The organism is Idiomarina solivarensis, assembly GCF_033052755.1.
Taxonomy (GTDB): domain Bacteria; phylum Pseudomonadota; class Gammaproteobacteria; order Enterobacterales; family Alteromonadaceae; genus Idiomarina.
This window is the reverse complement of record NZ_JAVFHZ010000009.1, coordinates 1-13388: the sequence shown is the minus strand read 5'-3', so window position 1 is coordinate 13388 and position 13388 is coordinate 1. Positions and strand designations below refer to the sequence as shown.

General features: G+C 42.7%; 17 protein-coding genes and 1 pseudogene. 6 read left to right on the top strand and 12 right to left on the bottom strand.

From position 1 onward, the window contains the following. Positions 1–88: 88 nt before the first annotated feature. Together nfuA and RBK99_RS12625 are read right to left on the bottom strand one after the other, a co-directional pair. Positions 89–667 carry a Fe-S biogenesis protein NfuA gene (gene nfuA, locus RBK99_RS12630; protein WP_317504958.1) on the bottom strand — a complete coding sequence of 193 codons (579 nt, stop codon included), beginning with the start codon at positions 665–667 and terminating at the stop codon, positions 89–91. 71 nt (positions 668–738) lie between these two features. Beyond that, complete coding sequence (locus RBK99_RS12625; protein WP_317504957.1) at positions 739–1428, bottom strand: ComF family protein; 690 nt, start codon at positions 1426–1428, stop codon at positions 739–741. Between the two features lie 37 nt (positions 1429–1465). Between RBK99_RS12625 and bioH the strand changes: the two genes are divergently transcribed. Next, positions 1466–2233 carry a pimeloyl-ACP methyl ester esterase BioH gene (bioH, locus tag RBK99_RS12620; RefSeq protein WP_317504956.1) on the top strand — a complete coding sequence of 256 codons (768 nt, stop codon included), beginning with the start codon at positions 1466–1468 and terminating at the stop codon, positions 2231–2233. Position 2234: 1 nt separating this feature from the next. Here bioH and mutM read toward each other — a convergent pair whose 3' ends face one another. Beyond that, positions 2235–3047, bottom strand: coding sequence for a bifunctional DNA-formamidopyrimidine glycosylase/DNA-(apurinic or apyrimidinic site) lyase (gene mutM, locus RBK99_RS12615; RefSeq protein WP_317504955.1), 813 nt, complete (start codon positions 3045–3047; stop codon positions 2235–2237). 15 nt (positions 3048–3062) lie between these two features. Continuing rightward, a complete protein-coding gene (locus tag RBK99_RS12610; RefSeq protein ID WP_317504954.1) occupies positions 3063–3569 on the bottom strand; it encodes a hypothetical protein in 507 nt (168 codons plus the stop codon). Positions 3570–3675: 106 nt separating this feature from the next. On the opposite strand from RBK99_RS12610, the gene RBK99_RS12605 reads away from it, so the two are divergent. After that, complete coding sequence (locus RBK99_RS12605; protein ID WP_317504953.1) at positions 3676–4293, top strand: 2OG-Fe(II) oxygenase; 618 nt, start codon at positions 3676–3678, stop codon at positions 4291–4293. A 64-nt stretch (positions 4294–4357) separates the two neighbouring features. Here RBK99_RS12605 and rpmG read toward each other — a convergent pair whose 3' ends face one another. From rpmG to RBK99_RS12580, 5 genes and pseudogenes are all read right to left on the bottom strand, one after another. Continuing rightward, on the bottom strand, positions 4358–4513 hold the full coding sequence (rpmG, locus tag RBK99_RS12600; RefSeq protein WP_006953863.1) for a 50S ribosomal protein L33: 156 nt from the start codon (positions 4511–4513) through the stop codon (positions 4358–4360). A gap of 11 nt (positions 4514–4524) precedes the next feature. Beyond that, positions 4525–4761: a 50S ribosomal protein L28 gene (gene rpmB / locus RBK99_RS12595; RefSeq protein ID WP_317504952.1), complete on the bottom strand. Its 237-nt coding sequence runs from the start codon at positions 4759–4761 to the stop codon at positions 4525–4527. Between the two features lie 182 nt (positions 4762–4943). Beyond that, positions 4944–5333, bottom strand: a pseudogene (gene radC / locus RBK99_RS12590) (RadC family protein); the annotation flags it as partial. 332 nt (positions 5334–5665) lie between these two features. Beyond that, the gene (locus tag RBK99_RS12585; protein ID WP_317504951.1) at positions 5666–6595 is read right to left on the bottom strand and encodes a hypothetical protein; all 930 of its coding nucleotides are present in this window, start codon (positions 6593–6595) and stop codon (positions 5666–5668) included. 44 nt (positions 6596–6639) lie between these two features. Then, entirely contained in the window at positions 6640–7278 is a 639-nt protein-coding gene (locus RBK99_RS12580) for a hypothetical protein (protein ID WP_317504950.1), read from the bottom strand. A gap of 239 nt (positions 7279–7517) precedes the next feature. Here RBK99_RS12580 and RBK99_RS12575 point away from each other — a divergent pair, with 239 nt between their 5' ends. Both RBK99_RS12575 and RBK99_RS12570 read left to right on the top strand, forming a co-directional pair. After that, a complete protein-coding gene (locus RBK99_RS12575) occupies positions 7518–7853 on the top strand; it encodes a hypothetical protein (protein ID WP_317504949.1) in 336 nt (111 codons plus the stop codon). Between the two features lie 128 nt (positions 7854–7981). Further along, complete coding sequence (locus tag RBK99_RS12570) at positions 7982–8392, top strand: hypothetical protein (RefSeq protein ID WP_317504948.1); 411 nt, start codon at positions 7982–7984, stop codon at positions 8390–8392. 377 nt (positions 8393–8769) lie between these two features. Here the strand turns inward: RBK99_RS12570 and RBK99_RS12565 are convergent, their stop codons facing one another. Beyond that, positions 8770–9033, bottom strand: a complete 264-nt coding sequence (locus tag RBK99_RS12565) for a hypothetical protein (protein ID WP_317504947.1) — start codon at positions 9031–9033, stop codon at positions 8770–8772. A 607-nt stretch (positions 9034–9640) separates the two neighbouring features. Between RBK99_RS12565 and RBK99_RS12560 the strand changes: the two genes are divergently transcribed. Next, the gene (locus RBK99_RS12560) at positions 9641–10558 is read left to right on the top strand and encodes a zinc dependent phospholipase C family protein (RefSeq protein ID WP_317504946.1); all 918 of its coding nucleotides are present in this window, start codon (positions 9641–9643) and stop codon (positions 10556–10558) included. Next, a complete protein-coding gene (locus RBK99_RS12555; RefSeq protein WP_317504945.1) occupies positions 10558–10965 on the top strand; it encodes a hypothetical protein in 408 nt (135 codons plus the stop codon). Before RBK99_RS12560 ends, RBK99_RS12555 begins: the two co-directional genes overlap by 1 nt. Before the next feature lie 270 nt (positions 10966–11235). Here RBK99_RS12555 and RBK99_RS12550 read toward each other — a convergent pair whose 3' ends face one another. Further along, on the bottom strand, positions 11236–12327 hold the full coding sequence (locus RBK99_RS12550) for a hypothetical protein (protein ID WP_317504944.1): 1092 nt from the start codon (positions 12325–12327) through the stop codon (positions 11236–11238). Positions 12328–12338: 11 nt separating this feature from the next. Further along, positions 12339–13205 carry a M23 family metallopeptidase gene (locus RBK99_RS12545; RefSeq protein ID WP_317504943.1) on the bottom strand — a complete coding sequence of 289 codons (867 nt, stop codon included), beginning with the start codon at positions 13203–13205 and terminating at the stop codon, positions 12339–12341. Positions 13206–13388 lie beyond the last annotated feature (183 nt).

Here is a 13388-nt window from a genome sequence, read left to right as displayed (position 1 = left end):
TATATCGTTACGAGCATTATTTGTGCAAGGGATCACATATTTTTAACATCAAAAAATCGAAAAATACGAAGTTGTATAATCGAATGGTCTAGTAGTACGAGTGCTCTCCGTGCTCATGATCAGTTATGTCACGAACACCGTTCACTTCATCTGGGAAGCGCTCAAGCAACTCTTTTTCTATGCCGTTTTTCAGAGTGACGTCAATCATGCTACAACCATTACAGCCACCACCAAATTGCAGAATGGCCACACCGTCATCGGTAATTTCAGCTACCATCACCTGACCACCATGGCTAGCCAGTTGCGGGTTAATTTCGGCTTGAATAACGTACTCCACGCGTTCAATTAGCGGCGCATCGTCTGCAACTTTGCGCGCTTTGGCGTTAGGTGCTTTCAGGGTTAACTGCGAACCCATCTCCTGCTCTTCAAAATCAATAGCAGCGTCTTCTAAAAAAGGCGCGCTGCCAGAATCCACCACGGCATCAAAACCGTTAAATGGCAGACGTTCATCGTCCGGTTCGACGGAATCCGGCGGGCAATAAGAAACACCACACTCAGCATTCGCCATCCCCGGATTTACCACAAACACGCGAATACACGTGCCGTCGGGTTGATCGGCTAATAGCTTTTGAAAGTGGGACTGCGCTGCTTCTGAAATACGAATCATAAATACTGACCTCACGGCTTATACCTGAGTAAATTACTAAGGTATAGTGTAACCGAGATGCCCTTCAGTTTCTAGTCGTGCTGGTTATAGACAACGGCCCAGGCATCCACCGCTTTAGCGCCTTTTTTGTAGAGCGCGTCAGCCGCCGCCATCATAGTTGCTCCCGTACTCAGTACGTCGTCAACGACCGCTACGGTACAGCCGCTATAATCGTGAAGCGCAAGTTGACTCCGCCGACTGTTCTCCCAGCGCGACGACTGTGAAGCCATATGTTGCATTGGTACTGAGCGTATTTTACGTAACCCCCCGACAATATAAGGCAACTCCAGCGTTACCGACAAATGCTGTGCCAATAAAGCGGTCTGGTGAAACCCTCTTTTACGCCATGCTTGCTGTGTCATAGGCACCGCAACGACACAATCAGGCAGCGCCTGGTGTTGATAACAAAGGCGTAAATGAGCCGCCAGTTGATTAGCCAACAAAGGGGCTAACTCCGCCTTATTGCGAAACTTAAACAACGCCATCAATTGCTGTACCTGCGGCTCCCAACGCAATGCACCATACCAATAACGACAACGTTTCTGCCCTTCGGACAAATACGGTTCTATATCCGATAAATGCTGGCAGCAACGGGGGTACCAGCGCGGCAAAGCCTCCTCACAATAGGGACAAAGACTTCCGGCAGCGACCTGAGAGTAGCCACAACTCCAGCATACGCCCAGCTCAAAAGCATTGGCGAGACGCCTTAAAAACGCTAGCATATGACCTCTTCATCGATAACTCAGGACAGATAGTATAGTGAGCCTTTCGGTAACGTGCTGTGGCACAGGAACACCTTTTGTTGTACTCCATGGCTGGGGAATGAACGCCAATATCTGGCAACCAATCGTACCCGAGTTAAGCGAGCACTTTCAGTTACACTGCGTTGATTTGCCAGGCTTTGGCGATTCCAACTGGGTAACCGATAACGAGGTGTCGCTGAAAAGCTTTGTTGAACAACTGATGCCTGCCTTGCCAGAACGTTTTCATCTATTGGGCTGGTCTTTAGGTGGGCTTATTGCCACACAAATTGCGCTTAATTACCCCGAACAGGTGTTGTCATTAAACACCGTTGCATCTTCCCCCCATTTTGTTGAAAACCGTGACTGGGCAGGTATTAAGTCTGGTGTGCTGGAGCAGTTTCAGCAGCAACTGGACGGCAATTTCAAAAAAACTATCGAACGCTTTTTAGCCATTCAGGCTATGGGAAGTCCGGACGCAAGGGAACAGGTTAAACAGGTAAAACAACTAATATTCACCAAGCCGATGCCTGACTCCCGCGTTTTAAAAGCTGCGTTAACCATTTTACAAACCGCTGACTTACGAGAGCAGCTATCTAAAATTCAAACACCTTTTAGTCGTTTTTACGGACGCTTGGACAGTCTGGTGCCGGAGAGGGCTATTGACGACATCTCCGCATTGGCACCGGCATCAAAAGCGGTCGTTTTCAGCAAAAGCGCACACGCCCCGTTTCTTTCCGAGCCGAAAAGTTTTGTTAATGAACTGCTGGCGGCGGTGAAAAATTAAATTACCGCTGGCATTGTGTGCAGTAAACCGTGCTACGCTGACCCAGCCTAATTTCTTTTAACCGCTGACTACACACCATGCAAAGCTTTCCACCGCGCCCGTAGACCTGAAGTTTTTGGGCGAAATAACCCGGGTTACCATCAACCTGGGTGAAGTCTTTCAACGTTGTCCCGCCCATTTCAATCGCAGTGGCCAAGGTTTCCTTTATCAGTGGAACTAACTTCTGGTAGCGCATTCTACTGATTTTACCTGCCGCTCTCTTAGGGTTAATGCCTGCCTTGAACAAGGCCTCATTGGCGTAAATATTACCAACTCCCACCACCACTTTATTGTCCATAATAAAGGTTTTCACTGATTGCGTGCGTCCTCGCGAGCGTTCAAATAAATAGTCGATATTAAACGCGTCGGTTAACGGTTCAGGGCCTAGTTGCCTCAGCAAGTCATGCTCTACAACGTCTCTTTCGCTGTATAATAAGGCGCCAAAACGACGCGGATCGTTTAAGCGCAAGGTTTGCCCATTATCAAACTCAATATCAATGTGATCGTGCTTATAGTGGGTCGTTTCTGCCGGCACCACCCGCAGCTTACCCGACATTCCCAAGTGCAGAATCAGGCAGCCATTGTCCGTCTGTAACAGTAAATACTTTGAGCGACGACTGACCGAACGCAAAACATGGCCTTCCACCTGATGCACCGTTTCCGGCACGGGCCAGCGCAGCCGTTTATCATGAACCTGAACAGCCTTAATTTTTTGGCCTTCAATGTGGGGAGAAATGCCTAAACGGCTCACTTCAACTTCCGGTAATTCTGGCATAACCTTGAAACGTCCTTAATGACCCAGCAACTCACTGGCAGTAAATTCTTTCACAAAATAGTTCTGCTGTTGATTCGGCAAACGGATTATCAACTCGGGCTCTGCATAAAGCTCAATACGAGCCTCCTCGCCCCCGGCAAAACGAAAGTAAACGTTCGTTATTAAGTTCTCCGCCTGCTGGCTGGTTGGCTCCATAGTCAATGCCAGCCAATTCTCAGCAACTCTTTGGGCAACATTTTCAGACAAACGGCAAGGCTTCAGGCACTGCCATTTTTGCTCAGTCAGCGCCAATTTAAGCTGATCTATTTGTATCTCATTTAAATTACTGTCCGCGGGCAGCAAACCAATAACGTCACCCGACGCAGATCCTTGCGCTATACTCTGGTCAGGATTTTCCTTAACTGGCGGTGCAACATACCAAAATACCACCATAATAATGAGTATGACGTACACTAGAACGTTATTCCACGCCCGTCGGGTCATGGTCAGTCCAAATATCTTTCGCTTTTCATTCACTTTCATCAGCATGCGCCCTTTGTGCTAACGTATCGAATCATTTTCTTGTTGGCTTACCGGAGAATACCCTATATTCTCGCGCGACAACAAAAATATGGAACCTTATTAGATTATGGTGCTATCTGATATTATCGACAACGTTGCCGATCACGGCTACTGCATTATCGATGATTTTCTGCAGGCGGAACGTTCGCAAGCACTGTATCACTACGCTCAGCAGTTACCTGCACAATTTTGGAATCTGGCCGGCATAGGCCGCCAACAAAGCCAGACCATCAATACGATGGTTCGCAACGACCGCATTTACTGGCTAAGCCAGGAAGAGCCCCGCCATAACGATTACCTCAGTATTATGGAGCAATTACGCACTGAATTTAACCGCGAGCTGTTTCTTGGTTTATTCGATTACGAATGCCATTTGGCACATTACCCTAAGGGCGCTTTCTATAAAAAGCATCTGGACGCCTTTAAAGGCCGGAGTAATCGCGTACTGACCACGGTGTTTTATTTAAACCCAAAGTGGCAGGAAAGTGACGGAGGGCAATTGGTTATGTATGGCGACAAAGGCCAAGCGCTGGAAACCATACTACCTAAACAAGGACGTTTAGTGGTGTTTTTAAGCGACCGCTTTGTGCATGAAGTATTGCGCTCAGAACGTGATCGTTTCAGTATTACTGGCTGGTTCCGCATCAATGCCAGCGTCTCCGGCATTATTGACCCACCGCGCTAGCATTCAAATTTCAGACAATAAAAAACCCAGCCGAGACTGGGTTTTTTGTAAGCATTGAAACCAATTACTTGATTTTAGCTTCTTTGAAGATCACGTGCTTACGAACCACTGGATCGAATTTTTTGATCTCCATCTTTTCTGGCATGGTGCGTTTGTTTTTGTCTGTGGTATAGAAATAACCTGTACCAGCAGATGATACTAAACGAATCTTATCGCGCATAATTTAGTTCCTTAAACCTTAACACCACGGCCGCGGAGATCCGCTAATACCGTATCGATACCGTTTTTATCAATGATACGCATACCTTTAGTAGAAATGCGTAACTTAACCCAACGCTTTTCGCTTTCTACCCAAAAGCGGTGCGATTGTATGTTCGGCAGGAAGCGACGTTTAGTCGCATTGCGTGCGTGCGAGCGGTTGTTACCGACTACCGGACGCTTACCTGTAATTTGGCATATTTGTGACATGTCTCTACTCCAAAATTGCTGCAAGCTCGCCTGTCGCCCAACGTGACCTTGCCTATAAATCCGAGGGCGCATTTTATACAGCAAACTGCCCTTCTAATCAAGCTAATACGACGGAAATTTGATCGTCATCGATCGTTCGGTGCGGATTTTACGTGATTTTTCACCAAACCGCCAGTACAAAACTACAACAATCCGCGCTCTGCAAAAGAAACTGGATTACCGGCGCCTATAACGAAATGATCGAGCAAGGCAACATCGATTAATGTCAGCGCTTTTTTAACTCTTTCAGTTACTCGCTGGTCAGCCTGGCTGGGCTCTGCCACGCCCGATGGGTGGTTGTGTGCCAAAATGACTGCAGCGGCATTATACTGCATAACTAGCTTGATCACCTCACGAGGGTAAACCGGCGCAGCATTAATAGTCCCCTGAAACAATTCTTCATAGCGTAATAGGCGATGCTGACTATCCAGCAGCAAAAGAGCAAAGACTTCGCGGCCCTGATGACGCAACTGTGCAGTTAAATAATCTTTAACCATAGTAGGGTCAGTAAAGCCGTCCGAACGCTCCAGCTGTAAGTTTTAGAGCTAATTGAAAGTGAACATCTTTAAATGAAAGTGTACATTTTTAAATTACAATTTATGGCCTCTACCCTAATACCTATTTGCTCGGAGACACTCAGTTAGGCGACGGTAACCAATCGCCTCTTTAAGGGCTGGTGAAGCTAAAGTTATTTCCGATAAGTGTCAATTCGCATAATAAATGCTACTTTTATTTAACGAACGACGATTATTCCAAGGTTTGAAATTATCGTGTAATATATTGTTTTAAAAGGAATTATTGAGTTTACTTATAAGCTTTAATTTGCATTAAGCTGCCAAAAGACTGGTATCATCACAATAAACTGCTAGGAAGGTTCGTGTTTTGTATGGAGAAATTTGGTTGCGGATCTGTGCTTATCCAGAAGTTGCCTTATTAAATCTAGCCATTCAGAGCTGATTGAGACGCTTGCTTCGTTGGTGTTTTGTTCGTTTTCATCACTATGCGTGTCGCAGGTCACTTTGATAAAGTAAGCATCCGAAATATTTGCCCCTACATTATGCGCTAACGATTGCGCGAAAGTTTCAATTTGCTTTATTAGGGCGTCAACGAAATCCCGCAACAAGTTTAAATTTAAGATGTGCATTTCAGATATGCCATCAACATATCCGTCTAGACACTTTTGCAAATCTATTTTATCGGGAATACGAAGCAACTTTTCTTCGCTGATATGTCTTTTGGAGCATAATTCACGCTTTGAAATTGATGCGCTGACATTAGCCGTTAGTTGGCTTTTTTCGAGGTCTCTTTGTATCCCCCTATGTATAGTCCTGGTCATTATCGAAGCATGTTGGCTGTATGCACGCAGTTCACAGCCCAGCATATATTCACTGTTTTCGGTGAACACTTTTTTACGCAAATTTTCAGCTTTTTGGTGTGCCTCTTCACTTTCGGTGATTTTCTTTATGAATGACTTCTCTTTAAAAAAGTTCTTGTCTAAATAGAGTTTGCCAAGATTCAGTGTATTAAACATGCAGCGATTGAGCTGGTTTCTTGTCTGTTGCACAAATGCTTGGCCTTTAGTTCTTTCAATTGCAGATTGGACACTAAGTTTGTAAAACACAGTCTTGGCTTCTACATGGGAGTCGATAACTTGATCGTAGATGTCGATGAGTTCCATGACCTTAAGTAACTTGGCTTTCTGCTGCGCAATGTCACTGTGCTTTTCAGCTTCAAGTTGAACTCTTTTTGTTTTTACGTCATTGTCGGCTATGACTTGAACAACAAACTCTTCCATTCTTTATAAGTACCATCGGTTTTTATAATTGGTAAAACATTAGCTTATTGGGTTTTAAAATGCTTTTGCAGTTCAGTTTTTGACTCCAGAAGGCTTTTTCTAATCTCGTCCATACTGCTAGGGAAAATGCTATCTACCAACCCATTTAAATACTTACGAACAGGGCCTACAGGGTCATCATCAGTTTCTGGGGAGCCGTGTTCAATAGTTTGTTTAACCTCATCTACTAGAAGTGTTAGATGGATCTCTGAGCCGCTTTGTGCTGTTATTAAATGCTTAGCCGCATCCGCTACCTTGTCGTCTATAATATAAGCTTCCGTACAGACTTCGATTAAAGTACTCTTTAACTTTTTGAACTGAGATTGAATATCTTCCACTCTGCTTAGCAAGTCTTCTTTTTCACTATTATGGCCTTCGAAATGCTTAATGCGCTCACTAAGTTGGTAGTACTGTCGGGTTATGAACTCTACGGTCACCTCAGCTCGAGCATAGTATCGGATGAGCGATTTAACTGCATCTAGCTTACTCGCTTCGACCATAGGCTTTTTCCAGCTTTGGTAACTAACAACAGCTGTTATTAATAGACCTATTGTTCCTGCAGCAGTAACAATGTCCGATATACTGCCTAAAAAGTCGGCTCCTCCGCATAGTATTAGCCCCAGCATAATGCCAGCGTATAACAATGCGGTGGTTCCTATTAGCCATGTGAACGCGTTATAACTTGGATATTTCATAAAAGTTTAGGTGTTCAGTTATTTCTATTAACTGTAACAGCTTATCACTTGAATTAATCAAAACAGGTTAAAAACCAGGCTAAATCTGTGCTAATTTACCCAGTAAGTTACCCATCTAAAAACCTTGATGAGATTAAGGGGGCTGTTAGTGTTACTAGGTTTTTGAGTTAAAACGAGAGGACTTACCGTTGAGCAGAACAAATTTTGAAAAGCAGGTAGCATATATCATTGCTATGATTGAGATGAAAGAGAAAGACTCAATACATCAGAGAGTTTCACGGCATCTGGGGCATGACAGTTACGTTGCTGAACACGTATTTGCGGCTCTGTACCCATTGCTAGGTAATGGTCGAACTATGGAACAGTTTAGGAACTCGATAAGAGGTCAATTAAACGGTGTTAGGAAAGCTATTAATGGTACTGAAAAGTGGAGTCAACCAGGCATAGATTCATTAGGTCCGCTCTACGGTGCTGATTTAGATACACTTGAACACCAGTTTAAGTCTATTGCCGAGGTAGTCTAAAACATACTTTATTAGTTACTTTCTTAAAGTAGTTTTTACGTAGGTGGATTTCCTAGACTTTACTAGACACCTTTTAGGTGGCAAGTAATTAGTTGAAAAGTATTTTCCTCAGATTGAGAGGACTTTTTATGGATACTGACATAAATCAAGCAAGCGAACTGTACAGTGCTTTTGAATTGAACCGTGAGTGTTTTCAATTAACTCAGGAAAAGACAGCTAAAGCTGCAAAAGTAGTGATAAATATCCTTGAGTTCTGGGAGCTGAAGCACAGTCCTGTGTACTCTCATTTCAAAGAAAAGCTGTCTAAATATGAGCTGAATTCCGATTATGAATTTTCCGATGAATTTGCTTTTGTCGCATCGCTTATACTTGGTATCTATGCCGACTTGCGTAAGTTGTTCTTGCAGGATGCGCATCACCTTGAGTGGATGAATTCGCCACATAACCATCTTGAAGATGACCAACCAAGTAAACTGATAGCTAGCGGAAACCCGAAACATATCGAAAAAGTTAGAAATTTTATAAGGTCTTCCTTGTAAGCTATAAGAGTGTTGAAGTAAGATTGATTTGATGGTTAGCAGGTAACTCTGGAGGTGTTTATGCATTCAAACCAAACTTGTAAAGTCTCTGAAAGGAAGGCTGCCGGTTTGCGCATGCTTCACGCCGCTATTGCTAAAGCTAAGCAAGAAGGCAGAGTCCGCACAAAAAACCGTGCCTCATTGAAATAATGCTCTAACAGCTTCGCGTAAAGCCGACATAATGTCGGATTTTTTGTGTCTGCCGTAAATTCACGAGTCTATTATCTCAGTAACGAAAATCATTCTGGAGCATCGGCTGTACAATCTTTTGAAATGTACCGAGAGCTATAGGTCGTTCCTAGGACATTCCCCGCGCGGATGGGTTTATAAACAGTACCTTAAGCGCCTAGAGCGTTAGATGCCTGCATGCCCTTTACCTTATTTACCAACTCTTTGAAGCACCTTTCGCATAAGTCAAAATGAAATGAGTCACCGTCCTGGTTTGAGCCATAACCATACGACGCATGCAGTATTCCATACTCGCTAAAGTCGTTAAGGCTGCCGCGCCGCCCTTTTTGAAAGTCAGGGACAACGCTAGCACTGCAGGCATCACAAAGAATATCAGTAATCACCTCTACTGACTGATTTGCTGTTTTTTTCATAACAGGTTCCTCAATAACAGTGTTCAAATCCAATATAAACCATCACTTAAGTATTGGCTTTCAAAGATACTAGGTGTTCCTAGGCTAAGACCAACCGCAATACCAAATGTCAATTCGCATAATAAATTCTAAATTCGCGCAATAATCGCTACTACTGATTGGTGGACTGCGATCATGATTTCGAGGTGTATGGCAGCTCTTATCCAGAGTTTGTAAATAGAATTCTCGAGGTGCGAAAAAGTTTGAGTCCATAAAAAACTCTTTTAAGAGACAGGGCATTACAATCGTAGTCGTTTACTCAAAAACGCCTGTAGGTAAAGTTGTTGGCGAATTCGATATTGAAGATGTGATATCAGAATCTCCAGAGCTTCTGTGGCAAAAAACGGGGCAAGCGGCTTATATCTAAGGAATTCTTCGACGAGTATTACTTAGAACGTGAAAAAGGATGTCATTTACAACGTAAAAATGGAATATACAACGCTATTTTGTACTTCAACATCGATAATCCCTACTGACAGCTCGACTAATAAATATACTAAATTGCATATATTAATGTAACTTATTCATGGTAATAATACATTAACTATTAACCTCTAAGAGAAATATTATGCCTGGAGCCTTTGCCCACCTTACCGCCGCAAATCTATCTATTAGTTCAAATTCTTTAACTAGTATTGATATGCCTTCAGAAGCAAAAAGAATCCTAGCTCTAAATACCCATTTTGTGGAACTCGGGTGTGTCTCTCCTGATTACCCATACCTTGCAGTAATGGATTCAGATCAGAACCACTGGGCTGACTTGATGCATTACGACAATACTGGTGAATTAGTCAAGGTACTAGCTAAAGCATGTAAGATGCTCGATGACCAGGCTGCAAAGGAAAAGGTATTCTCCTGGCTATGTGGATACACTTCGCACGTTATAGCTGATATCACGATCCATCCCGTAGTGGAATTGAAAGTTGGCGAGTATAAAGAAAACAAAACAGACCATAGAGTATGTGAAATGCACCAAGATACTCATATTTGGCAACGCTTAAACCTTGGAGAGATCGGCTTAGCAGACCGTGTGAAAAGTAATATAGGTGAATGTGTAGATGGAAACGGACACTTAGACACCGACATAACTAAAATCTGGGAAGAAGCTCTTGTTAGCATTCATCAAGATTACTTCAAAAAGATTAAACCAGATTTCAATAAATGGCATGGGGGCTTTCAAACAATAGTAGATAATGCAGATGAGGGGTACCGATTTTTCAAGTGGGCACGACATGTCGCTGCTGATTCAGGCCTGCTATATCCAAGGCCTGACGAAGTCAATGACACTTATATTTTTGATTTAGAAACTCCGGCCGGAGTCATGGATTACGATGATATCTTTGATATGGCCGTAAAAAATATTCAAAGCTATATAGGTATTGTTGGTCGATATGTCTTCTGCGACGAAAGCTTGGATGATATCAAAAATTGGAATTTAGATAATGGACAAGACGAATCAGGAAAGTTAACTGCGTGGGATCTATAATGAAAAAAATACTAACTTTAACGTTATTGTCGCTACTTCTAGTTGCAGGGTGCAATAGCTACGCCGACTCATCTGATCCTGAAAAAATGTATGACATTGCCTCAGATCTAAAAGATTTAGCAGCTGGTGTCGACGCCCTCGTCAAATTCGATAACGGAAAAAACCTTACTAAGTCAGAACTCTTATTAAAAGCCGTTAATCATGACTCGAGTAGACTTGAAATTTTTACCGGTTACGATTTGCAACTGAAAATAGAAGGAGAAAACTCTTCGGTGCTTCTATGCGAAGGAAACAGAGCAATTATAGAAGATTCTGGATGTAGTGCTAAATCAGACATACATCATTGGAAAAATGATTCTGTTATGGCATGTGAGTTCACCCTTGACTTAACTAAAGTTTGTAAGTGAGCTGACAGTAAATTTCTGGTCAGACTTTCTTGCCTATACAGGCTTAGCGATTCTCTGCGAGAATAATACTCTTAAACATATTCTTCGGTCAGGGGTTCTACCAAGATTTTACGGGCACATGGCGCCTTGTTTGGGATATTCTCATAAAATCAGGGAACAATCCTTTACGGCTTGAGATTACTAGCATACTCTATAAAAGAAATGCCCAGAACAGTGAAAAACTGAACTGGGCATTTCTATTGAATAGTTTAAATACGTAGTTAGTAGCTACTAATTAATTTTCTTAATTTTTAACTTCCCATTGACTCTGAACGCGTAAAGACCGCTTTCAACATCAATCGAAATTATCTGGCTTTCCGCTTGAATTCGTTTTTCTTTATTGTGACCTTTTAGGGGAATCAGCAGTAAGTCGCCCTTTTCACTATCATTAATCACCAGCTTATCATTTACGACATCAATACGAGCACCACTCGCTACGATATCACTCACCGCAGCTTCTAAATCAGAATTTGAGTCAAAAACGACTTCCCCTTCTGTATTAACAACAGCAACTCTACCGATATTTTCTTGAAGGATAATGTATTCTGAATCAGTACCGGGCTTGACTTGATCCACAGTAAACATGAACTCTCTATTTGGTATAACCCACTTGCTCTCATTTTTAGAAAGCGCAACCAAACGACGATCTACATTTACAACAACGACTCCATCAGCAATCGGAATTGTCTGGAAAATATCAGCGCCACCAAAACTGTAATTTGTTTTTTCGGAAAATTCCTTACCGTAATACACATCAATGCTACTTACGGAGCTTGAATCTGTTGAAAAGGGCGACACTGCTAACTGTTTTAGATCAGGAGAAATAAAAATAATGCGATATGATGTGCCGCGTGGAAGTATCCCGTCTTTAACTAGTTTACCTTTTTTATCGTAAATTCTTACGGGGGTGTGATTAGATGAAGTTATCTCTCCAATAATAGCAAAGTAATCTCCACCAGGAACAGTTACAACATTCGCAACATTATAAAATTTTTTAATCACCTTATCTTTGTTGAATAATACCACTTGATTAAAAGCGTCAGGATTTGGAGCGCGCTTTAGAGAGGCCGCAAGAAAACGCCCATGGCTAAGGGTCCATGCATGGTTAACTTCCCAATCGAGGGAAACAGTCCGAACCAAATCTTGGTTCTTAGTGTAAAAGTTTACTTTACTTTTTTTCGATTCATCAATAACTGCTATATATTGTGAGTTTAAAATGTAGCTGTAGGAACTGTTTCTCTCACCGAAGTGTAATTCTTGTGAGTTTACTCCTGTACTAACTAGCAACGTTGCTATCAGCGTTATTAATAGTAAAAGTTTCATTCTCTTGTTCCCTATTGGTTTTTTTCACAAGTTGATCCACCCATTCGAGCTACAGGATCTACTGGATCTACTGGGCCTAAAGTCATGTAATTATAAGGTTTCCGGGTTATCGGATTAATACCATCAGGCGATATTGGCGTAGTAATCACTTTCACTTCAAAATGCACATGGTGCCCATCTGAAGCGCCGGTAGAATTGACTGCGCCCACAGGCTGACCAGGGTAAACTACGTCCCCTGGACTAACACTCGGAGAACCTTCAATCATATGAATCATCACAGCCTCATATAGCACTTGATTTTTAATATATCTTATACGCACAAAGGCCCCATTTGGGGAATCGTCGATCATCGAAACCTCCTTGACCTTACCGTAGGCAGGAGACCTAATTATAGTCCCATGTGGGGCTTGTATATCAATTCCATTATGGGCGTCCGGCTCTCCATTCAGAATTCTAGTGCCGAAGTCATCACCACTATCTAAGTAGTAATCGCCGTTTTCAACAACATCTTTCCAACAATCAAACTCGTAATCTCCATCTGTGTCGAATTCGTTCCTAACGTATGCATCGGAGCCATCTGATATACCGCTACCAGTTCCACCAGGCAAAGGGTCAGGACTGCTACTTCCTCCTCCACCGCCGCCCGCTGCTTCCCACCAACATGTTTGACCAGTCCAAACTGTACCACTTCCCACGTCAGTAACAACCGTCGTAACGCACTTGTGGGTAAACTGCACTGCGCTTGCATTTTTAGGCAATACTGCAACTATTATAAGGATAAAGCCAGATGCCAAGAATGCTCCAAAATATTTCATGTGAATTATACCTTTTTTATATTTATTCGAATATAAAATATAAGTCACTATGATATTTGTCAATATCTCCCCATATTGACAATCATTCTTGTTCGGAACAACTAAACCAACTTTAAGATGAGTATAAAAGGAACTAGGTTTAGATAAGCAGTAAGAAGTAATGGCAGGCTGCGTATTTCGGTCTATCCGGACAGCGATTCCGGCATCATTCGGACAAGCGTTCCGGTGTCATCCGGACAAGTTAAC